General features: G+C 60.0%; 16 protein-coding genes and 1 pseudogene. 8 read left to right on the top strand and 9 right to left on the bottom strand.

The window, feature by feature from the left end; genetic code table 11:
• Nucleotides 1-272 precede the first annotated feature (272 nt).
• The 4 genes from RI103_RS20370 to RI103_RS20355 are packed head-to-tail and all read left to right on the top strand — an operon-like array spanning nt 273 to nt 4,993.
• Nucleotides 273-1,922 (top strand): MASE4 domain-containing protein, encoded by a 1,650-nt coding sequence (locus RI103_RS20370; RefSeq protein ID WP_310817186.1) that lies wholly within the window; start codon nt 273-275, stop codon nt 1,920-1,922.
• A gap of 57 nt (nt 1,923-1,979) precedes the next feature.
• A complete protein-coding gene (locus tag RI103_RS20365) occupies nt 1,980-3,137 on the top strand; it encodes a peptide ABC transporter substrate-binding protein (RefSeq protein WP_310817184.1) in 1,158 nt (385 codons plus the stop codon).
• A gap of 27 nt (nt 3,138-3,164) precedes the next feature.
• A complete protein-coding gene (locus RI103_RS20360) occupies nt 3,165-4,121 on the top strand; it encodes an ABC transporter permease (RefSeq protein WP_310817183.1) in 957 nt (318 codons plus the stop codon).
• Entirely contained in the window at nt 4,118-4,993 is an 876-nt protein-coding gene (locus tag RI103_RS20355; RefSeq protein WP_310817182.1) for an ABC transporter permease, read from the top strand. The genes RI103_RS20360 and RI103_RS20355 overlap by 4 nt, the downstream gene beginning before the upstream one ends.
• A gap of 169 nt (nt 4,994-5,162) precedes the next feature.
• Here the strand turns inward: RI103_RS20355 and RI103_RS39670 are convergent, their stop codons facing one another.
• The 5 genes from RI103_RS39670 to RI103_RS20330 form a co-directional block, all read right to left on the bottom strand.
• The gene (locus tag RI103_RS39670; RefSeq protein WP_409077012.1) at nt 5,163-5,405 is read right to left on the bottom strand and encodes a hypothetical protein; all 243 of its coding nucleotides are present in this window, start codon (nt 5,403-5,405) and stop codon (nt 5,163-5,165) included.
• A gap of 4 nt (nt 5,406-5,409) precedes the next feature.
• Nucleotides 5,410-5,637 carry a hypothetical protein gene (locus tag RI103_RS20345; protein WP_310817180.1) on the bottom strand — a complete coding sequence of 76 codons (228 nt, stop codon included), beginning with the start codon at nt 5,635-5,637 and terminating at the stop codon, nt 5,410-5,412.
• Between the two features lie 139 nt (nt 5,638-5,776).
• Nucleotides 5,777-6,007, bottom strand: coding sequence for a hypothetical protein (locus RI103_RS20340; protein WP_310817178.1), 231 nt, complete (start codon nt 6,005-6,007; stop codon nt 5,777-5,779).
• Nucleotides 6,008-7,060: 1,053 nt separating this feature from the next.
• Nucleotides 7,061-8,254, bottom strand: a complete 1,194-nt coding sequence (locus tag RI103_RS20335; protein WP_310817176.1) for an IS91 family transposase — start codon at nt 8,252-8,254, stop codon at nt 7,061-7,063.
• Nucleotides 8,255-8,260: 6 nt separating this feature from the next.
• Entirely contained in the window at nt 8,261-9,139 is an 879-nt protein-coding gene (locus RI103_RS20330; protein WP_310817175.1) for a site-specific integrase, read from the bottom strand.
• Nucleotides 9,140-9,775: 636 nt separating this feature from the next.
• Here RI103_RS20330 and RI103_RS20325 point away from each other — a divergent pair.
• Complete coding sequence (locus tag RI103_RS20325; protein WP_310817174.1) at nt 9,776-11,833, top strand: alkaline phosphatase family protein; 2,058 nt, start codon at nt 9,776-9,778, stop codon at nt 11,831-11,833.
• A gap of 304 nt (nt 11,834-12,137) precedes the next feature.
• On the opposite strand, the gene RI103_RS20320 is transcribed toward RI103_RS20325, so the two are convergent.
• Together RI103_RS20320 and RI103_RS20315 are read right to left on the bottom strand one after the other, a co-directional pair.
• A complete protein-coding gene (locus RI103_RS20320) occupies nt 12,138-12,557 on the bottom strand; it encodes an IS3 family transposase (RefSeq protein WP_310817172.1) in 420 nt (139 codons plus the stop codon).
• 26 nt (nt 12,558-12,583) lie between these two features.
• Nucleotides 12,584-13,111, bottom strand: coding sequence for a transposase (locus RI103_RS20315; protein WP_310817170.1), 528 nt, complete (start codon nt 13,109-13,111; stop codon nt 12,584-12,586).
• Between the two features lie 188 nt (nt 13,112-13,299).
• Here RI103_RS20315 and RI103_RS20310 point away from each other — a divergent pair, with 188 nt between their 5' ends.
• Nucleotides 13,300-13,860: a cytochrome b gene (locus RI103_RS20310; protein ID WP_310817168.1), complete on the top strand. Its 561-nt coding sequence runs from the start codon at nt 13,300-13,302 to the stop codon at nt 13,858-13,860.
• A 1,224-nt stretch (nt 13,861-15,084) separates the two neighbouring features.
• Nucleotides 15,085-16,830 (top strand): alkaline phosphatase family protein, encoded by a 1,746-nt coding sequence (locus RI103_RS20300; protein ID WP_310817166.1) that lies wholly within the window; start codon nt 15,085-15,087, stop codon nt 16,828-16,830.
• 272 nt (nt 16,831-17,102) lie between these two features.
• On the opposite strand, the pseudogene RI103_RS20295 reads toward RI103_RS20300, so the two are convergent.
• Nucleotides 17,103-17,489 (bottom strand): annotated as a pseudogene (locus RI103_RS20295) (transposase); the annotation flags it as partial.
• A 479-nt stretch (nt 17,490-17,968) separates the two neighbouring features.
• Here RI103_RS20295 and RI103_RS20290 point away from each other — a divergent pair.
• Nucleotides 17,969-18,646 (top strand): c-type cytochrome, encoded by a 678-nt coding sequence (locus tag RI103_RS20290; protein ID WP_310817164.1) that lies wholly within the window; start codon nt 17,969-17,971, stop codon nt 18,644-18,646.
• Between the two features lie 382 nt (nt 18,647-19,028).
• On the opposite strand, the gene RI103_RS20285 is transcribed toward RI103_RS20290, so the two are convergent.
• Nucleotides 19,029-20,528, bottom strand: a complete 1,500-nt coding sequence (locus RI103_RS20285) for a catalase (RefSeq protein ID WP_310818517.1) — start codon at nt 20,526-20,528, stop codon at nt 19,029-19,031.
• Nucleotides 20,529-20,590: the final 62 nt, after the last annotated feature.

Raw genomic sequence — 20,590 nt, 5'->3', positions numbered from 1 at the left:
CTTCGTAGATGAAGACAAGTGCCCGCAAACGAGATACATTGAGGCCTCGCTGGGTGACTGGTTGGACCGGGGAGAGTCGGAACAGTGGACTGAGAACAGTGTTCTGAAGTCGGTCACTGACGCGGTTGCATGCGTCGACGCGCGAATCCCTTCAACCCACCTTTTCACAGGTCGCGTGCTTGTTTTTCTCGACGTCGGGCGAGCCCAATGGGCAGAACTGGCGGCGAGGCGCCTTGGGACAAGCGTGGCGAAACGTACCAGCTTGGTGTCGCGTGCTCAAGGTGCTGCGAAAAGTCGCCCCGATGGTAAAGATAGCCGCCGTTGTCCCCGAGGAGCAGCATTTCATCCTCTTGAACTTGTCGCCCGGCCGGGCGCAGAAACGGCTTGCCCTCGCCGTCGTTCTGGCCTTTCTGGTCTCCTGTTTCATCACGACTGGGCCGCTTTCGACTCTCCAGCCGGGACGGATCGACGTCATCCCAGCTTATGCCACGGCGATGATCGTGAACGATTCGATCACCGCTGTTCTGCTATTCGCCCAGTTCTCCATCCTCCGTTCGCGTGCCATCCTCGTGATCGCGAGTGGGTATCTCTTCACAGCGCTCATGCTATTGCCGTGGATGCTGACCTTTCCAGGCGTCGTCACGCCGGGCGGCCTGCTTGGAGCCGGGTTGCAGAGCACAAACTGGCTCTATATTCTGTGGCACGCCGGGTTTGCCATGTTCGTCACCGCTTATGCCCTGTTGAAGGATGCTGAGCCGGCGAAGCGGTCGTGGCGGGGTTCTGTAGGTGCGGCCATCCTTTCGAGTGTCGCGCTGACGGCGGCCGTGGTCTGTGCAGTGACTTTTCTTGTCACCGCGGGAAATGCGCTGCTGCCGCGCATGATGCTCGATACGATCCGTTTTTCTACCCTCTGGCTTTATGCCGCCGGATCCATGGCGCTGTTGAGCGTCCTTGCGCTCGTTGCGCTCTGGATCCGACGGCGTTCGGTGCTTGATCTGTGGCTGATGGTGGTGATGTTCGCATACGTCACAGAGTTCTTCCTGATCTCGTATCCCGTTCCGGCCCGCTTCAGTGTGGGCTTTTATGCTGGCAAGGTCTGCAGCCTCCTGTCAGGCAGTCTCGTCCTGTTTGTCCTGTTGTATGAGATAACGAGGCTCTACGCGCAGATGCACCGTGAGAGCGAGCGGCGCTACCGCGAGTTGCAGGCGGAGCTCGCGCACGCAAACCGCGTCGCCACCATGGGCCAGCTCGTGGCCTCGATCGCCCATGAGGTCAACCAGCCGATCGCCGCGACGGTCAGCAACGCTGAGGCTGCGCTGCGGTGGCTGAATGCCCAGCCTCCTGATATGGAGGAGGTTCGGGAGGGACTCCTCCGTATCGTCACCGACGGTAATCGAGCGGGGGACGTAATCGGCCGGATCCGCGAACTGATCAAGAAGGCGCCTCCACGGAAGGAAAGGGTGGACATTAACGCGGCGATTCGCGAGGCCCTTGAGCTCATCCGTGGCGAAGCAATGAAGAACGGCGCCTCGGTGCAGACGCAACTCGCCGACAGCCTGCAATTCGTCGAGGGAGACCGCGTCGAACTGCAACAAGTCCTCCTCAATCTGGTCATCAACTCGATCGAGGCAATGAGCGGAGTGAGCGATGGCGTGCGAGAACTGCTAGTCAGCACCCGCAATGCCGACTGTGACTACGTGCTCGTGGCAGTGCGCGATTCGGGTCCAGGCTTTGCTCTGGACCGCGCCGAGCTCCTTTTCGCTCCCTTCCACACCACGAAGTCCACCGGTTTGGGGATGGGGCTGTCGATCTGCCGTTCAATTGTCGAAGCACATGGCGGACGATTGTGGGCAGGCGCGAACGTGCCGCGCGGCGCCGTTTTTCAGTTCACGCTGCCGGTCCATCCAGAAGTTTCATTGTGATTGCCACGCAGCGCGACGCCCTCCTGCGCAGTTGCGGTCCGCGCGGACATCCCGGTCTTGCGCGTCGCGATCCAGAGCGCACGCGGGACCAACATCAACTTCCGTGCTCACGCTCAATTGGCACGCAAAGGAGCTTCGGATCCAAACACCGCGCCGTTCAACAGCGCGCCGGTCGGCACAGGTCCATTCAAGTGGGGCACGCGTACGCCCGGCGACAACATCACCCTGGTGGCCAACGAGCGCTATCACGGCAAAGGCCCGTTCCTCGAGAAGGTCGTGCTGAAGTACATCCCGGATCTGACCGCGCTCTACACGCAGTTCCGTACCGGCCAGGTGGACTTCGTGCCCGTGCCGGGCATTCCGGCCAACTACTATCAGGAAGCCTCGCGGCTGCCGGGCCGCAAGGTGGCGCTGTGGACCAACGGCAATCTGGAAGTCGTGATGCCGAACCTCGACAACAAGGCGTTCGCGGATAAGACCGTGCGTCAGGCGCTGTACGCGGCTCTCGACAAGCAGGCGATCATCGACGCGATCTACTACGGCGTCATGAAGCCGACGGAATCATTCATTCCGATGGAGTCGTGGGCCTATTTCAACGGGCTGCCGAAGCAGAGCAAAAACACCGCTGCGGCCAACAAGATGCTCGATGCGGCCGGGTGGGTGAAGGGTTCTAACGGTATGCGCAGCAAGAACGGCGTGCCGCTCACCTTCGAGATGTCAACCACCACCGGCGACGTGCTGCGCGAGCAATGTCAGCAACTGATCATGCAGGACTGGCAGGAGATCGGCGTGTCGATGAAGATCAAGAACATGCCGGCCGCCATCATCTGGGGCGAGTTCTATTCGCGGTCTCAGTTTCAGTCGCTGCTGGTCGGCACGTCGTTCAGAACCGGCGCGGATGCGGATCCGGCCAACCGCTTCAGCTCGAGCGCGATCCCGTTGAAGGGCGGCAGCGGCGGCAACTACATGCAGTGGTCGAACCCGGCCGCTGACAAGCTGATGGCCGACGGCGAAGCGACCTTCGATCAGGCCAGGCGCAAGGACATCTATCGTCAGCTGCAAGTTATCGTGCGCGAGGAATTGCCGATCCTGCCGCTCTTCCAGTACTCGTTCATCGAAGGCATGAAAGACAACCTGCTCGGCTATCGACCCAACGTGAACCAGCGCCAGAACTGCTGGAACATGAACGAATGGTCTTGGAAGAAGACAGTATAGCGATCGATCAGTCGGGGGACCGGACTCATGCTGCCTTTTCTTTCCCGCCGCGCCATTCATTCGGCGATTCTGCTGCTGATCGTCTCGGTGATCGGATTCGTCATCCTGCATCTTGCGCCGGGCGGCCCGCTCTCGCAGTTCGCGGCCTCCGGCGATATGAGTCAGGCCGATCTCGATCGCCTGTCGACGCAGCTCGGCCTCGATCGTCCGTTACCCATCCAGTATCTGGAGTGGCTGGTGCGTATGCTGAAGGGCGACTGGGGTCTGTCGTATCGCGATCAGCACGCCGTTACGTCGATCATCGCGTCCCACATCGGCGCGACGCTCGAACTGATGTTCTGCTCGACGCTGCTCGCGATGTTCATCGGCGGGTGCATCGGCATTCTCGGCGCGGTGCGGCGCTATTCGCTGTTCGATTCGCTCGCGACCGTCGGCGCGATGATCGCGCTGTCCATTCCGACGTTCTGGTTCGGGATCGTGGTCATCTATGTGTTCGCCGTGCATCTGAACTGGCTGCCGGCCGGCAACCGCATGACCGAAGGAGACGGCTCGTTTTTCGACTACGTGCATCATTTGATCGGACCGTGCGTCGTTTTGGCGTTGGTGACGACGGCTGTGTGGAGCCGCTACATGCGATCGTCGATGCTCGAAGTCATCAACCAGGATTACATCCGCACCGCGCGCGCCAAAGGCGTACCGGAATATCAGATCGTGATGCGTCACGCGTTGCGTAACGCGCTGTTGCCGATGATCACGATTACGGGTCTGCATGTGCCTACCCTGCTGTCGGGTGCGCTGGTGACGGAAACGGTGTTCACCTGGCCGGGCATCGGCCGACTGTTTTTCGATTCGATCAGCTATCGCGACTATCCGACCGTGATGGGCATCCTGATGTTCAGCGCCGTTCTCGTGCTGCTTGGCAATCTGCTCGCCGATCTGCTCTATGGCTTCGCGGATCCCCGAATTGCGGGCGATCGTCGATGAGTGAGACACCCACCGTGGCCACCAAACCGTCGATCACCAACTCCGCCAAGAGTGTCGGGATGAGCCCGGCGCTGCGCCGCTTCTGTCGGCACAAGCTGGCGATTCTCGGCGCGCTTTGCATCGTGCTGATGGTGCTCGCCTGCGTCGCCGGTCCATCGCTGCTCGCGTTCACCGACACGTATATCGACATCCGCCATCGACTGATGCCGCCGTTCTCCGGCGCGCATATTCTCGGCACCGATCCGCTCGGCCGCGACGTGTTCGCGCGGCTCCTGATGGCCGGCCGCATTTCGATGTCGATCGGTTTTGTCGCCATGTTGATCAGCATGGTGATCGGCGTGTGCGTCGGCATGACCGCAGGATACTTCGGTGGCGTGATCGGCAATATGCTGATGCGGCTGGTCGACGGCGTGCTGTGCTTTCCTTCGATCTTTCTGCTTCTCGCGATCTCCGCAATCATCTCGCCGTCAGTACCGTCGATCGTCTTTCTCATCGCGATCACGTCGTGGATGGAAGTCGCTCGCGTCGTCGAGGCGCAGATACGGTCGCTGAAGACGCGCGACTTCGCGCTGGCGGCGCTGTCGATGGGATCATCTCACTCGCGCATCATGTTCCGTGAGCTGTTGCCCAACGCGGCCGCGCTGAACGTCGCTTACGCGATTCTGGCGGAGAGCTACATCTCTTTCCTCGGCTTCGGCATCCAGCCGCCCACGCCGAGTTGGGGAAACATGCTGGACAACGCGCAGACCTATTTGACGAGCGCACCGTGGCTCGCGATCGTGCCCGGTCTTGCGATCACGCTGGCGGTGACGAGCTTCAACTTCGTCGGAGATGGCCTGCGGGATGCGCTCGATCCTCGGAATGAGATGTAGAGCGTCGACGGATCTCGGCGATGCACTGATCCGTGCGGCGATACGATGCAAGGGCTCGATGTGTTGTAGCGTTCAGCGCTTCTTCGGCAGCCGAATGGTATTTTCCATCGTCGCAAGTGGAGACGATCGCATCGACGGCGGCGCGCGTCGTGATAGGAGAGATTCGAGTTCACGCATCTGCTGGCAACATCGTAATCCTCTCGTGAAGCCGCACGGTCTTCACGTCGAAAGCGGCCGGACTGGTCCGATCAGCGGTTTCGATCTCGACGGGATGTCGTTGAGTGCTTTCCTTGATCTGCTCGTCGTCGCCCTCGATGCTCCAATGCTCGAATTCGCGCTTGCCGATCAGGTAGCGGGCCTTGGGGAAGGTCGGAACCCACTTGCCGTCCATCAACATGGTGTTCCAGTCCACATCTCTATGCCACGAGATCCGGAAAGTGCTTACTAATTCGGTCACTTGCGCCGTCGGTCAAATGTTCACGCATCAGTTTTGCTCCGTAACCGGCCATCGGCTTGTCAAAAACGAATCCACCTTCATCGGTCTTATGGAAAGCTTCACATAAAGCAGAGATTTTTTTGGTTGGCGATCGCGGCTGCTGACGGGTGAACAGGCGAGTCGGGGCCAGCCCGCGAGCGGTAATCAAAAAAATCTCTGCTTTGTGCGCGTTGGCCGTCCGTCGGCTTACGGAATTGAGCTGTCGCGCCACAGGCACCCACTGGCCTACAAGTAAATCGATCCCTGCGAAAGCAGGTTGCGACTGCGCCGTGTGGAGTCAACCGACTTCAGTCCACCAGACGCATCTGGCCTCGGGCCTCTAACTGCTGCTGCTCGGATTCTTTGACCTTGCGTCGCCTGCGGGGCCCTTGGCGAAGGCACTCTACGAGGATCAGCCGGGCCTCGTCATCAGTACACGCGAGACCGTCCGGTCGGGTCACCGTGATCGTATATTCGTCGCCGAGTTCTGGCTGGACCTGCCGCACCTTACCGGCTAGTTCAAGGAATATCTTGCGCATGGATGCGATCGACACATGTTGTCTGGGTACGTGCACTTTCCTCCCGTCGCCTGATCCGGCTCACTCGCGAAGTTGCGCTGTCCATATTGGACCATTGCCAGGCCGTCCGCGCGCCACAGAAGATGCACATCAATGCGCGCAATGTGCATCCGCAGTCTGGGCTGGTCGATGCGGTATCCCACACTTGGCAAACGAGGCTGGCGACGATCCACAGCAAGTTGTCGAACATACCGGAATCCACCTGCCCCTCCCGGAGACAGCGATGCATACAGTTCGCCGTTCTGACGTTGATCGTCCGTTAATTACGGGCCGCGTAGTCGCGGGCGTCGGGGAGCACAAGGTGATCGGAGCTTCCCCATTCCTCGACGGCCCAGTGTCGTCCCCGCGCAAGGGAGGCCGCCAGCGGACCGGTGGCGTGGTCGCCTTCGGTCACGACCTGTTGCGCGTCTTCACCGGACACGGCGGTCGCAGGTGACGGCCGGCGCGGGGCCGCTGCCGGGGCGGGAGGGGTTGGGCTCTTTCGGGTTCGTTGCCTGATGAGAGTGGATGGCTATCGGAACCGGCTGAAGGACGCAGTGGCCCGTTCCAGCACCAGCAACGGGACCGCGTGGTCCGGCCGGATCGACGGACCGGCCGGCGCAGGACAGGATTAGTCGCCGCCCGCTCCGCGCGCGGGTTGGACGGGATCGTGGGTTATCCGGTGATAATCCAGAGGATTTTAAGCAGGGCGGAGCCGGCGCAATGAGCAAGCAAGGGCGTGGCGAACGAGCCGGCTCCGCCCTGCTTAAAATGCTTTGAGCTAAGCCGCTCCGCTGCCGGTGGCTATGGGAATTGAATCGGTGGCGCAGTGGTGGTGACCGGCGGATGCGGGCAGGAAAGCGAGGGCAGGAAAGGATCTGGGTCCACGATCTGGCGGCCGCGTGCGGGCATGACGAATAGCAAATGGCTTCGGTTGCGTGAGCGAGGCCCGCTCAGAGCGCACTGGACATACGTGCCACGCGGGCGCGCAGGAGGTGCCGGGTTCGGTGCCGAGGCGGGACATGCGTTCGGGCCTCATTGCCGGCATGGTGGTGCCCGCGCCGGTGCGCCAGGCAGGAGGTATTCGACGCAGATCATGTGACCGTGTTTGCAGACGGGACAGTCGCGCAGTGACCCGCCAGTCAGGTGCGCATAATGGTCGCGGTAGTCAGGCCTGGATGTTCCATGGGTTTCGTTGGACGGCGCACCAAGCAGTCGGCGACATGTGGCGAGGCTGGACTCGCGCAGCCGGTTGCTAAGCAGTCCGTAGTGGCGAATCCGTTGTAATCCATGCGGCAATACGTGCAGCAGGAAACGGCGCAGGAACTCGCAGGCGTCCAGGCGCATCACGCGTGGTCTGCCGGGATGACGATAGTCCCTCCAGCGAAACGTGACGTGCTGATCGGTCTGACTGATGAGTCGGCTGTTCGAGATCGCGACGCGGTGTGTGTAGCGGCCGAGATAGTCGAGCACCTGCTGAGGACCGCCGAATGGTTCCTTGGCATAGACGACCCACCCGGTTTGACGCGAGCCAGAAAGATAGCGGGCAAATTCGCCCGGCTCAGACAGGTGAGCCAGTGACGAGAAGAAGCGGAGTGCCCCGATATCGAAGGCCTGTTGCAAGCGCTCGAGGAACAGCCGACGGAACAGGCGCGAGAGAACCCGCACCGGCAGGAAGAAGCCCGGCCGGCAAGCCACCCAGCGCGTGCCGTCGGCAGCAAGGCCGCCGCCCGGGATGATGCAGTGCAGATGCGGATGGTGGCCCAGATTCTGCCCCCAGGTGTGCAGCAGTGCGATGAAGCCGATCGTGCCGCCGAGGTGCCGTGGGTCTGCAGCGATCGTCTGCAGCGTTTCGGCGGTTGCCTGGAACAGGATGTCGTACACGATTCGCTTGTTCTGGAATGCGATGGCCGCGATCTCCTGCGGGACCGTGAAGACGACGTGGAAGTAAGGCACAGGTAGCAGGTCCGCCTGGCGGCGCTCGAGCCATTGTGCCCGGGCGAGCGACTGGCACTTCGGGCAGTGCCGGTTGCCACACGAGTTGTAGGCGATGCGCTGATGTCCGCAGGCGTCGCACTGCTCGACGTGACCGCCCAGAGCCGCCGTCCGGCACTGCTCGATGGCACGCATGACGCGACGCTGCTCGCGGTCGAGCGAGTCGGCGTGCAGATGCCGGTATGTCGGGCCGTGGCGGCACAGGACGTCCGCCAGCTCCAGCGGAGCCTTCATGGCGGTTCAAACGTGCTCAACCGGTGGTTCAGGTGAAGCCTGCGGAGACGTTGACGGCAACCGGTCGAACGGGCTGGTCGTCGCGCAGATCGTGCTGGTCGCGACCTTCAGGTAACGCGCCGTCGTGGCCAGGCTGCGATGGCCCATCAGCAACTGGATCAGACGCACATCCGTGCCGGATTCGAGCAGGTGCGTCGCAAACGCATGGCGCAAGGAGTGCGGCGTGATTGGTTTGGTGATACCGGCACGGCGACGTGCGTCATGGCACGCCTGTCGCACCACGTCGGCACCCACAGGTTGATCCGGGAAGCGGCCAGGAAACAGCCAGTACTGGGGCCGGCCAATACACCAGTAGCTGCGCAGGATGTCCAGCAGCCGTGGCGAGAGCATCACGTAGCGGTCGGTGCGGCCCTTGCCCTGCTCGACGCGCAGCATCATGCGGTGGCTGTCGATATCGCCGACCTTCAGCCGGGTGGCTTCCGAAATGCGAAGGCCGGCGGCGTAGGCGGCGATCAGTACGGTCCGATGCTTGACGCTACGGATCGCTTCAAGGAACCGGGTGATCTCGTCCTGACTGAGGATCACCGGGAGTTTGCGCGGCCTCCGCGCTATCGGGAGTTCTTCGACCGCCCACTCGCGTTTGAGCGTGATGTGATACAGGAAGCGCAGCGCCGCAGTCGCCACCACCAGGGTGCTGGATGAGCGCCGCTGGACTTCGATCAGGTGCACCTGCCAGGCGCGCACCTCCTCCGGGCCCAGCAGTTCAGGGGAACGGCCGAAGTGTCTGGCAAAGTTGCTTACCTGCTGGAGATACGCGCGTTGCGTATTGGCCGCGAGGCTGCGTACGCGCATATCCTCGATCATGCGTCGACGTAGGGGTGTCATGGTGGACTCCGCTCGGAATGGTCACGACAGCAAACTGCACTGCCATCGTCCCACTCGAACGGTTGCGCCCTACGGAAGATCCCGGAGCCGAAGTCGCTGACTGACCGCCTTCTCCCGCGTCAGCGGGTTAGTTCAATCGATGTTATCTCGGCTGCGCCTCCACGCCTTCCTTACACCGAAGATGCTATGACGGCAGTTAAAGCCCTCAGCGCCAGTGCGGCTGCAGGCTGGGACTTACGAATTTTACTTTTTTTTACACGTGCAGTGAAAAGCCGACTGAAGCATCGGCCCGGTATTCACCTTTGCTCTTGCGGTCGGGCGAGTCTTTGATCGTATTCGCGGCGCGAGCCCCGTACGGCGCGGCTGCGACGATCGGTACACAAAACCGAAGATGCGTCTCGCCAGTTGCATGCGCGAAGCAACGTAAACAATCAGCAAGAAGCGTGGCCCACGTTTGTTATCTGCGCGTCGGGACATTGAAACCTGATGTTCTCGCTTCCGTCATGCGTGCCCTTTATGTTTCGCACCTCAACGAATCTCCTATAACAAGGTCCCCGAGGCCAACCGACGCACACCTGCATACCTACCCTTCGATCTTGCAATCCCCACAAGAGCTGTATGGCAACGGAGTAGTGAATGAAGCGAAAACAAGAAGCCCCACAAAAATTCGTGCGGCGCGCCGGTTTTATCGGCACCGCAGCCGCACTGACGGTAGCCTGCTCGATATTCCCAGCCCTCGCGCAAACGCAGTCGCATCCGCCAACGAACGCAGATCCATCTCTAGACACCGTCACGCCGATCAAGCACGTGATCGTAATCGTCGGCGAGAACCGCACTTTCGACCAGGTCTTCGGCGGCTACCAGCCGGGTCACGGACAAACGATCGAGAATCTGCTCTCGAAGGGCATCATCAATGCCGACGGCAGCCCGGGCCCGAACTTCTCGCTTGCGCAGCAAAACATGGCGCAAGCGACGGATCCGACCACCTTCCTGATGAGTCCCACTTCGAAAACGGCCTACTCCGTGCTGCCCGCGCCGAATACCGGTTCCGCGCCGAGCGCCACCAGCGATACGAGCGCGCCCTTTACGACGCTTGCTGAAGCACAGGCCGCCGAGGGCAACGCGCTCGAGCCGCAAGATCTCGTTCATCTGACAACGGGTGCGACGGGTCTTCCGAAAGGCGCTGTCGACACGCGCTTTGGCTCGAATACGTACAACCTGCCGAGCGGTCCCTATCAGATCTCGCGTGTCGGGCCGAATTACGATCAGTACACCGCGAGCCCAGTGCATCGCTTTTATCAGAACTGGCAGCAGTCGGATTGCAGTCTCGCCAATGCCACTGCCAGCAATCCGAGCGGATGCAAGATGGATCTCTTCCCGTGGGTCGAGACGTCGATCGGAGCGGGATCCAACGGCAGCCCCCGGCCGGCTGGCTTTACCGATCAGACAACGGGCGAAGGCTCGACGGCACTCGGTTTCTATAACGCGAGCACCGGCGATATGCCCTACTTCACGCAGCTTGCGCAAAAATACACGATTAGCGACAACTATCACCAGCCGGTGATGGGCGGCACGGGCGCGAACAGCATCATGGTCGGCACGGCCGACGCGCTTTACTACACGGACGGCAACGGCAATATGTCCACGCCCCCGAAGAACCAGATCGAAGACCCGCGTCCGATGCCGGGCACGAACAACTGGTATGCGCAGGACGGCTACTCGGGCGGCTCTTACAGTAATTGCTCGGACACGTCACAACCGGGTGTCGGTCCGATTCGCAACTACCTGGGGTCGCTGCCCTACCATCCGAGCGCGAACTGTGCGGCAGGTGCGTACTACCTGCTAAACAATTACAACCCGGGCTATAACGGCAACGGCACGGTCAATACGAGCCCGTTTACGATCCCGCCTTCGCCGGTTCGCACAATTGCAGACTCGCTGCTCGCCAGGAAGATCTCGTGGAAGTACTACGGCGAAGACTGGAACACATTCGTCACCAACCCGTCTCAGAGCGTCTATTGCAACATCTGCAATCCGTTCCTCTACGAGACGTCGATCATGACGAACCCGGCGACCGTGAAGGCGCACCTGCAGGACTCGACGGATCTCTACGCCGACATCGCAAACGGCACGCTGCCCGCGGTCTCCTTCGTGAAGCCGGGCGGACGCCTCGATGGTCACCCCGCCTCGTCGAAATATGACCTATACGAAGGATTCGTGCGCAAGATCATCGATTCGGTTCAGAGCAATCCGAAACTGTGGGCATCGACCGCGATCCTCATCACCAACGATGAAGGCGGTGGCTACTACGATTCGGGTTATATCCAGCCGGTCGACTTCTTCGGCGACGGTCCGCGTATTCCGCTGATCGTGGTCTCGCCTTACTCTCAAGGCGGACGCGTCGCGCACGAGTACGACGATCACGCGTCCATCGTGAAGTTCATCGAGCGCAACTGGCAGCTCGCCCCGATCACGGGCCGCAGCCGCGACAATCTGCCGAATCCGAAACAGACCGGCTCGAACCCGTATGTGCCGGTCAACGCACCCGCGATCGGCGATCTATTCGGCGCGTTCCACTTCGACCAAGGCGTGAGCGGTAACGGCAATCACGGCGATCAAGGCGGCAATGGCAACGGCAGCATCACCAGCAACGCGCAAGGCCAGAACGGCGGTAAAGGATGGTGGCCGTTCTGAGGTTCTGAAGCCGGGAATCCGTGGTTTCGGAGCAGTCCAGACGCGGCGCGATGAAAATCGCGCCGCGTTTTTTCATGACGCGGGGCCTGCGATGACTTCACTCTTCGAATATGCCCTCACGCTGAGTCTTCAAAACTCCCCCGCGTCGTTCGTCTATGTAGAAGCCGCAGCTCACTCGTAGTCAGATTCGAGGCCATCGTCAATCGTCCGCTTGCGCACCGCCGCTGCGCAAATGGTCCGTCGCTAGTGGCACATCTGCGCTGACGCGACCCAAGCGCGTCGAACTTGCAGGAGACGTCACACATTACCGTTTCCACTGCACGGTCTCGACTGCGACAACAATTCCGCTTTTCCCCGCGACGCGGAACTCGGTCACATCGGTAACCCACTTCTCGTTTGGTCTCGATGCGGTGAATTCGCGATTGAGCAGGTTTGGAGCGGCCTCGCCAACCTCGCCTTGGTACGACCGGAATTTCTTCCGGCGCACCCTCGACCTGATTCCTAATTCGTTCATAAGGCGCTGCACCTTCTTGTGATTGACCAACTCGCCATCACTGCGGATAGCTAAGGTGACGCGACGGTAGCCATACAAGCCGCGATGTGCTGCATAGACAGCCTGAATCTTCGCCTTGAGTCCGCCATACCGGTCTGGAGCGGCCAACGTCTTGACCTGATAGTAGTATGTACTGCGTGGCAAGCCCGAAGCGTGGAGAAGGTCAGCCAAAAGGAATTCCTGCCTCAGTTCAAGCACTATTTTGGCTCTTTCTGTCGCGCCAACTTCTTTGCTAGAACCAAGGCATTGAATTTTTTTAGGTACGCGACCTCCGCGCGCAACCGCTGATTCTCGCGAAGCAGCTGGTCTGATTCCCCAGACAGCTTGGCTTTCGAGGACTGACTCGAGGTCTTTTTCTTGGCTGGCATCGAAACATCCTGCCCCGACGGGCGCATACCCTTTAGCGAACGAAGCTCTCCCCGCGCTTTCTGTTGCTGCCACGTCGTGATGCTATGCGGATTGCTGATATTGTAAATGGCAGCCAGCTCTCGACGGGAAAGGTTCTGCACCACGCCCCGGTGCAACACCTCAAGCTTGAACTCAAGGGTGTAAGCACAACGCTGCCGGATAAGCCCGGCGTTACCATGGTGACGATATGCTGCGACCCATCGCCTCACCATGCTTTCCGCAACACCGAATTTCCTGGCAAGGAGCTTATAGCCCCCTTTGCCAGCGAGGTACTCGCGAACCACTTTCCCCTTAAACCTTACATCGAATTTCCTCACGGAACCTCCAAGGTCGTGTCCAACTCTTGGGGGTCAGTTCAGAACCCGGTGCGGTTCAGGTTCCCTTAAGGTGAGGTCGCTAGTATTTCTTGGTTTTGTGCGGTGCTCTTTTCGAGCCTATCGCTTTAAGAGTCGCAGGCTGCGCCCTTCATCAATCCAATCAAACCGTGACAGCTTGAGGAGCGGGAATGGCTAAGATCTACGAAATGAAGCGTCCGGCATATGACGCAGTCGCGCGCACGCTCCACTGGCTAACCGTCCTGTTGATCACTATGCAGTTTGTGATCGGCTGGACGATGCCTGATGTCCACAAGGACACACAGCCCGTTAGCCTGATCGCCTTGCATCTCGGCGTTGGTTCGACACTAGTCGCCGTGATGGTAGTCAGGGTGATCTGGCGATTGACTCACTGGCCAACGCCGGACGAGTTGTCGCCGCTACTCAGCGCCGTCTCGCGCATTACGCATCTTCTGCTCTACGCCACCCTGGTGCTAGTGCCGCTGCTCGGCTGGATCAACGCGTCCTCACGTGGCTGGACGGTCCGCTTACTGGGCGTCGTGCCCTATCCGGCACTGGGCGAGCAGGGTTCAGCTTTTGGCGACGAGATGGGTGACGTGCACGGCATCCTCGCATGGGTGCTCCTCGCACTGATTAGTCTGCATGTCGTCGCAGCGTTGTTCCATCGCTTTGTTCTAAGAGACCATGTGTTGCAGCGGATGTTGCCTCACGCAGGGCCGTCACGCCATTGACTGTGGTTAGGTCCACCGCACCCCTACTCGCTCATCACTACGGTCGCCGCCGCTAGACGGCTAGACCGGATGCAGGACACGGTCCGTTTCGATGATCCGAAGCGCCTCGCCCAAGCGTCACACCGGCATGGAGCCAGCACCTTTTGCCGGTGTGCCGCATCCAGTATCGAAATGGTCCCGTCCCATGCGGTCGATACGGGCGAAGGTCTCATCGAACTCATCGCCGCGATTGTGCTCCACACACCCGACCTGTAGCGCTGCATGAAACGGTATCGCCCCGCCGACCAGGCGCCATGGATGTCGACCATGTAATTCCAGTCGGTCGGTCTGACCTCTGGCAGAAAGCGCGGCTTCAGGACGTCGCGAATGAAGCTCTCGCAAGCCGCGATGATTGCCCGCTTCTCCACCTCGGCCGCGGGCGCCGGCCGGGGCGCGCGAGTTGGGTTGTGTTGCGATAAGCCCGACAATTCGAAAATTTCTTCTGTGGTAAGGGTTCCTTGCATCATTAGAGAATAGCATTAAGTGTGCGATTCACAGACATTAAGCAGCCGCCGTTACCGGCAGCGCAAAGGACTGAACAATTGGACGCAGAACTCGCACCAGCCAACGCGGGTAAGCGAGAAGATCATGCGCCGTTTCAAATCAGCGCGTCATTTGCAACGCTTTACGTCGATCCAACGACTAGGTGGCAAACCTGTTCATGCACTGCCGCTACAACGCGAACGCGCAAGACAAGCGGCGGGCGCGCACGCAGGCTTTATGAAGCGTGGGAAGCCGTGACTGGCAACTCAATGCTGGATCGCCTCGTCTAATAACTTCGGAATACCTATGTTTCACGTCTTCACTCGCTCGACCATCAAAAGTGCGAGAGTACCGTTCAACTGAAGCAACCGAGGCCGTTCTCCAAGATTGAAATGGCCCGAAGAATTCAGGTAGGTCATCACGGTCGTGTCATATGGCGGTTCTAGAATCCGATTGCCATTTCCGCAGGTTGCAATCTTCAGGTCAACTTCACTTGCTCAAGTCGGCTGTGCGCTGGTCTCCCGCGTGAGGCCTCCTTGCCGCGCTTTTACGCCGGCATAAAACGGTTACGCCAATGTGGAATCGACATATCCAACCGTAGAGTAGATTCACCCCTTCGGCTACCCCTACTCTTCTCTCATCGCGACACCGCTCGCCGTTATGGCATCTTGTTAATTCCCGACACTCCTCGAAAGGTATTCCGTGTTTCGTCTAAATATCCGTAGAACTCTTTTCTCATCGGCTGCGTCGCTGGCGCTTTTATCCGCCGTCGTTCACGCCGCTGATGGTGATCTGGACAACCATCGCGGCGATACGCGAACACCGATCAAGCACATCGTGGTCATCATTCCCGAGAACAGAACTTTCGACAATCTCTTCGGGACTTATCCGCACGCGGCGAATATTCCCGGCGAGCAAAGCTGGGTTGGTGTGCCTGCGCCGAAATTCGTGGCGCGCCCCGGCACGCCGGCCGCCAACGTCCTGACGCCGGACTTGCTGCGGAGCAATCCGAATTGGAGCTTGTCCGGACGCCCCGCCAACCCAACGCGGCTTCGCCCCGCCGACGCCTACACCTGCGATATGGCGCATAACTACGAACCCGAGCAGCAGGCGTACGATGGCGGGGCTGTGGATCGCTTCCCGCAGACGGCCACCGGCAAGGGCCCGGGCTGCGCCGTGGACGGCTCAACCATCATGAATTATTACGACGGCAACACCGTCCAGGCGCTGTGGAACTACGCTCAGCACTACGCCATGAGCGACAATTCCTTTTCCACCACCTACGGCCCCACTGTGCCCGGCCATGCCAATATCGTTTCGGGCAACACGCATGGGATCATCATTCACGATCCCGCCAACCCTGAGAACCCCGACACCAGCGGCTTCTACGTCAATCCGACGGATCATTCGATAACCTTGACCGACGCCAACCTTCCCGGCTATCTCGACGATTGCGGAAAGGGCCGGACTTTTGAAATGACCGGCAAGAATGTCGGCGATCTCCTGAACGAGAAGAACGTGACCTGGGGCTATTTCCAGGGCGGCTTCCTGCCCACCGCGCCCGCGAAGTTCGATGCGAACGGCAATATGTCTGCGCCTGCGGTTTGCGGTTCCCAGCATGTCGCCCATCAAGTGCAGATCAACGGCGTCACTTATAACGTGCAGAACCCGAGCGTTAACCCGGGTCCGGACGTGCATGTCCTCGAGAACGACTACAGCACCGGCGTTACTCCTTTCATGAAATATGCGAGCACGCGCAACCCACACCATCTGCGGCCGAGCTCGGCGGAAATGATTGGCAAGACCGACCAGGCCAACCACCAGTACGACATCTCGGATTTCGACACGGCGCTGTCCCACAACTCATTGCCCTCGGTCAGTTACGTGAAGGCGCCGGTCTATCAATACGGCCATCCGCAAAACTCCGATCCGCTCGCCGAACAAGCGTTCCTTGTAAAGACAATCAACGCGGTCCAGCAGTCTCGCTATTGGCACGACACTGCGATCGTCATCGTTTGGGATGATTCCGATGGCTGGTACGACCACGTCATGCCTCCGCTCTTGACCCCGTCGGCGACCAACATCGACTTCCTGTTCGGCCCCGGTAATTGCGGCACGCCGCAGCCCGGTGCCGACGCCGCGCGCTGCGGTCTCGGCCCGCGCCAGCCTCTGCTGGTGATTTCGCCCTGGGCGAAATCGAACTTCGTCGATCACACGCTGACTCAGCAGGCCTCAGTGCTTCGTTTCATCGAGGACAATTGGAAGCTCGGCTTCATCGATGGCCCAGTTGCTCCTCCCGCAGGTACGGGATCCGTCGACCGGCATGCAAATTCGCTCGATAACATGTTCGACTTCGAGCGCGAGCCGAATCTGCGTCCTCTCATCCTCGATCAGGTCACCGGAGCGGTCGTCAAGGGTGACAGCGACGACGGCAAGCGCCGCGACTGAAACGACGGAAGCACGACAGCTAGCCCCGCCGCAGGCATTGCCTGCAGCGGGTTTTCGCACTTGGACGTTCTACCTGGGTCGAGTGCCGCTATTGACGGTCTGGCGGCGAACGGCTGGTCTCCCCCTTCGAACTAAGGCTATGCTGAACAAGCCACTGTTTTTGAGGCGTCCTCGCCATGTGTGGGTTGATTAGTCGTCAAGTCGCACTTCCGCCCCTGACTTTCCGGCCCTTTCGGGCCCTGCTGGCGGGTCATTTGCCCGATTCTCGCCCTTTACGGGCGGACCGATGGCATCAATCGTCGGCGCGACAGGTAGACGTTAGCGAGCGCCAGCGCGGTGAACGCCCGGCAGGCCTTCTTTCCCAGGCCGCGATAGCGCACCTTCGTAAAACCCCACAGTCGCTTGACCACCGCGAAGACATGCTCCACGCGCGCGCGGATCTTTGACTTGTTGTGGTTCTTGCCGCGCTGCACCTCATCGACCTCGCCGCCGGCACGGCGCGTGCGCTGATTCGTGAAATCCTGGGCGTCCGGCGCCTTGCTGCGAATCAGCGCCTTCTGGCCGGCATACGCGCTGTCACCATAGACGCACCGCTCCTGTCCATGCAGCGGTTGCGGCAACAGATGAGCGGGTAAAGAGACGGCATCACTGCCGTCTCCTCCCCAAAGAACCGCCCAAGCGACTTTCGCCGCAGACGGCTCAGGCATCGCTGAAGTATCACCAGGCGATACCGGTCCTGCCAGCTTGCGCAAGACCTTCGCCAACGTCATATCGTCGGTTCACCCCATCGCTGGGACGAGGGCGCTGAACTGCCCAAGGGCAGTCTCTTCCAAGCTTCCCTGCGTCGAACCTCAGATACTGGCAGACGCCAGCCACACCTCGCGGAAGTCTGCACTCTTTTCGAGTTGGGGCAAGCGCGGACAACTCCTATCGAGCACAGCTCTCCATCGGCCACGGGGTGCTGGTCGTCCTCTATTCAGGCAATCTCGGACTCAAGCAAGGGCTGGAAATCATCGCGGACGCGGCAAAGCTTCTCATGTGGCCTGCTCGAAAAGGCCCACGACTTACTCAATGTCAGATTTCTCGGGCTGCTAACCTAAAGAGCGGTTCAATGAATTGCTGTCGCTTGCGGACATGCATGTCCTTCCACAGCTTTCGGGTGCACTCCAGACAGATCGACAATCCCGCTGTCGCGGGCACGACGATCGCGCTACAGATTTGCTCGAACTGCCATAGCGTGAACGGCATTTCCGTGTCCCCCATGGTTCCCACCCTCGCAGGTCAGCCAAAGGAATTTCTGGTCAATCAACTGATGGACTTCAGGGCGCACCTCCGGTCCGACCCGAATGTCAGAAAATTCATGTGGGGCTTTACGCATCTAAGCGATGAGCAGATCGAGCAGCTTGCCACGTACTATTCCAGCCGATCGCCACCCGCAGGTGTGCACGGCGATCGACTGGCGATCGACGACGGCAGGACAATTTTTATCTCCGGCATACCGGATAAGGGCGTGCCAGCATGCAGCGCCTGTCATGGCTCACGTGGCGAAGGCATGGGCGGAGTTCCCCGGCTCGCAGGCCAGCATGCCGACTATATCGTTAAGCAATTGCTGGTCTTCCGGCACGCTAGGCAGAGTCCCCGCGGCGAGGTGATGAAGGCGATCTGCGACACATGTCGGAACAGGAGATGCGCTCTGTGGCGGCTTTTCTCGAGGCGTCCTCGCTTCAGGCTGGGGTACCGGCTGGCCTCGGGACCGCTGATCCGGGATCGGTCCGCAGGTAACCCGATGATCATCATTGATGATCTGCTGCGTTAGAAAAGGGAAGCTAAAACCTGGTTGGGCCCGTTGTCGACAGTCCTTCGATTGAATTGCAGATGAACTACATTCGTTCTCGCGACTCGAATGCCCGCCTGCTAACGGCGGATTCAACCGGTGGGTGCAGCACACTTCTATGAGGCATTGAAAGTCAATCCCTCGGGTGGTCCGTTTTCTGTGGGTCTACTTCTCCAATTGAGGGGGCTGCGAATTACCCTCCGCGGCCAGCGGATCGTCTGTCACGACCACGTCGCGGGCCGCGGATCAGGTCGTGACATCCACTGCAAAGGAGCGTTCATCACGTCACAACCTCCGAGCATAGGTGTGGCTCGAGCCAGCACCATACGTGCACGGCACCGACACCGAAAACTACGACCCGTCTTTAATTGTCACCTAGATGTGCCACCAGACCCTGGACCCGCGCGACGTCAGCGTGTGTTGCCTGCGCAAGACGGGTTCCGTAGTCGGAATCAGCCTTGTAGAAGTACGACAGCATCGTGTACTTGTTCGCATCGTTCGTTACGTGTGAGAGATCGGCCGAGAGGGCGGTCACCAGATCCGTCTTGTCCTGATCGGACAGGCTGCGGTAATACTCGCCAGCCTGTCGGAAGTCGAGCGTCTTGTGGATCGCCTGTTGCTGCGTCGTACCCGTGAGCGTCGTCCGCACGGACTTGTACTTCGGCTGCTCGGAGATTTCGTTGATACCGGAGGGCTCATAGTTGACTTCGCCCTTGCGGTCGCCGGCATTCATGAAGCCGTCCTGGTTGTTGTTGTCCACCGGGACAACCGGGCGGTTGATCGGCAGGTCGTTGTAGTTCGGTCCAAGGCGGTACATCTGAGTGTCCGCGTAGGCGAAGAGACGCCCTTGCAACATCCGGTCTTCGGAAGGCTCGATGCCCGGCACGAAGCGCGACGGCGCAAACGCGGATTCTTCCGTGGACTGGAAGTAGTTATCCGGAACGCGGTTGAGCGTCATGGTGCCGACCTTTTGCTCAGCAATCGACGTCGGCCATACCTTCGTGTCGTCCAGCGGGTCGAAATCGTACTTGGCCAGATCCTTCGGCGACATTACCTGGATATACAGGTCCCACTGCGGATACGAATGTGCCTTGACCGAGTTGTACAGGTCGTTGGTCATCAGGTTCCAGTCCGCGCCGATCGAATGCGGAATGTCCTGCGGACGAATGCCTTCGATGCCCTGGCGGCTTTTCCAGTGGAACTTCACGTAGTGCACTTCGCCCTTCGCGTTGACGAACTTAAACGCGTGCACACCGAAGCCATCCATGTGACGGTACGAGTTGGGCATGCCCTCATCCGTGTAGAGATGGGTCAGCATGTTGGTCGCTTCGGGTGAGTGAGCGAAGAAGTCGAACGCGAGGTTCGGGTCCTGCACGCCGGTCACTGCCGACGGCTTGTTCGCATGCACGAAGTCCGGGAACTTGATGGCGTCACGGATAAAAAACACTGGCCAGTTGATGCCGACCATGTCCCAGTTGCCTTGCTGCGTGTAGAACTTGATCGCGAAGCCGCGCGGGTCGCGAGCCTGCTCCGGAGATCCGCGATAGCCCATCACCGTCGAGAACCGCACGAACACCGGCGTCTTCGTGCCCGGCGTGAACACCTTCGCGGTGGTCAACGAGCTGATGTCAGCGCTGGGAACGAATTCGCCAAAAATGCCCGTGCCGCGTGCGTGAACAACGCGCTCCGGGATGCGCTCGCGATCGAAGCGCTGCAGTTTCTCGACGAGATTCGAGTCCTGCAGAAGAACCGGACCTTCGGGACCTGCGGTCTGGGAATTCTGGTTGTCGCCGACCGGTTGTCCAGTATCGCGCGTCATGCCTTCTGCATATGCGGCTTGACCGATCGCGATAGCCGAGATCATCGAAAGAATGCTTACTGAGAGTTGAGTCTTAGATCTTTTCACGGTTAATTCCTTATTTGAGC

This window comes from Paraburkholderia sp. FT54, from assembly GCF_031585635.1.
GTDB lineage: Bacteria > Pseudomonadota > Gammaproteobacteria > Burkholderiales > Burkholderiaceae > Paraburkholderia.
The sequence above is the reverse complement of the archived record's forward strand: the minus strand, read 5'-3'. Positions and strand labels throughout refer to the sequence as shown.

Coding starts and splice junctions, on each gene's coding strand:
- RI103_RS20325 (WP_310817174.1), top strand. CDS start 9,776: ATGAAGCGAAAACAAGAAGCCCCACAAAAATTCGTGCGGCGCGCCGGT.
- RI103_RS20285 (WP_310818517.1), bottom strand. CDS start 20,528: ATGATCTCGGCTATCGCGATCGGTCAAGCCGCATATGCAGAAGGCATG.
- RI103_RS20360 (WP_310817183.1), top strand. CDS start 3,165: ATGCTGCCTTTTCTTTCCCGCCGCGCCATTCATTCGGCGATTCTGCTG.
- RI103_RS20310 (WP_310817168.1), top strand. CDS start 13,300: ATGGCTAAGATCTACGAAATGAAGCGTCCGGCATATGACGCAGTCGCG.
- RI103_RS20340 (WP_310817178.1), bottom strand. CDS start 6,007: ATGCGCAAGATATTCCTTGAACTAGCCGGTAAGGTGCGGCAGGTCCAG.
- RI103_RS20335 (WP_310817176.1), bottom strand. CDS start 8,254: ATGAAGGCTCCGCTGGAGCTGGCGGACGTCCTGTGCCGCCACGGCCCG.
- RI103_RS20290 (WP_310817164.1), top strand. CDS start 17,969: ATGTCCTTCCACAGCTTTCGGGTGCACTCCAGACAGATCGACAATCCC.
- RI103_RS20355 (WP_310817182.1), top strand. CDS start 4,118: ATGAGTGAGACACCCACCGTGGCCACCAAACCGTCGATCACCAACTCC.
- RI103_RS20330 (WP_310817175.1), bottom strand. CDS start 9,139: ATGACACCCCTACGTCGACGCATGATCGAGGATATGCGCGTACGCAGC.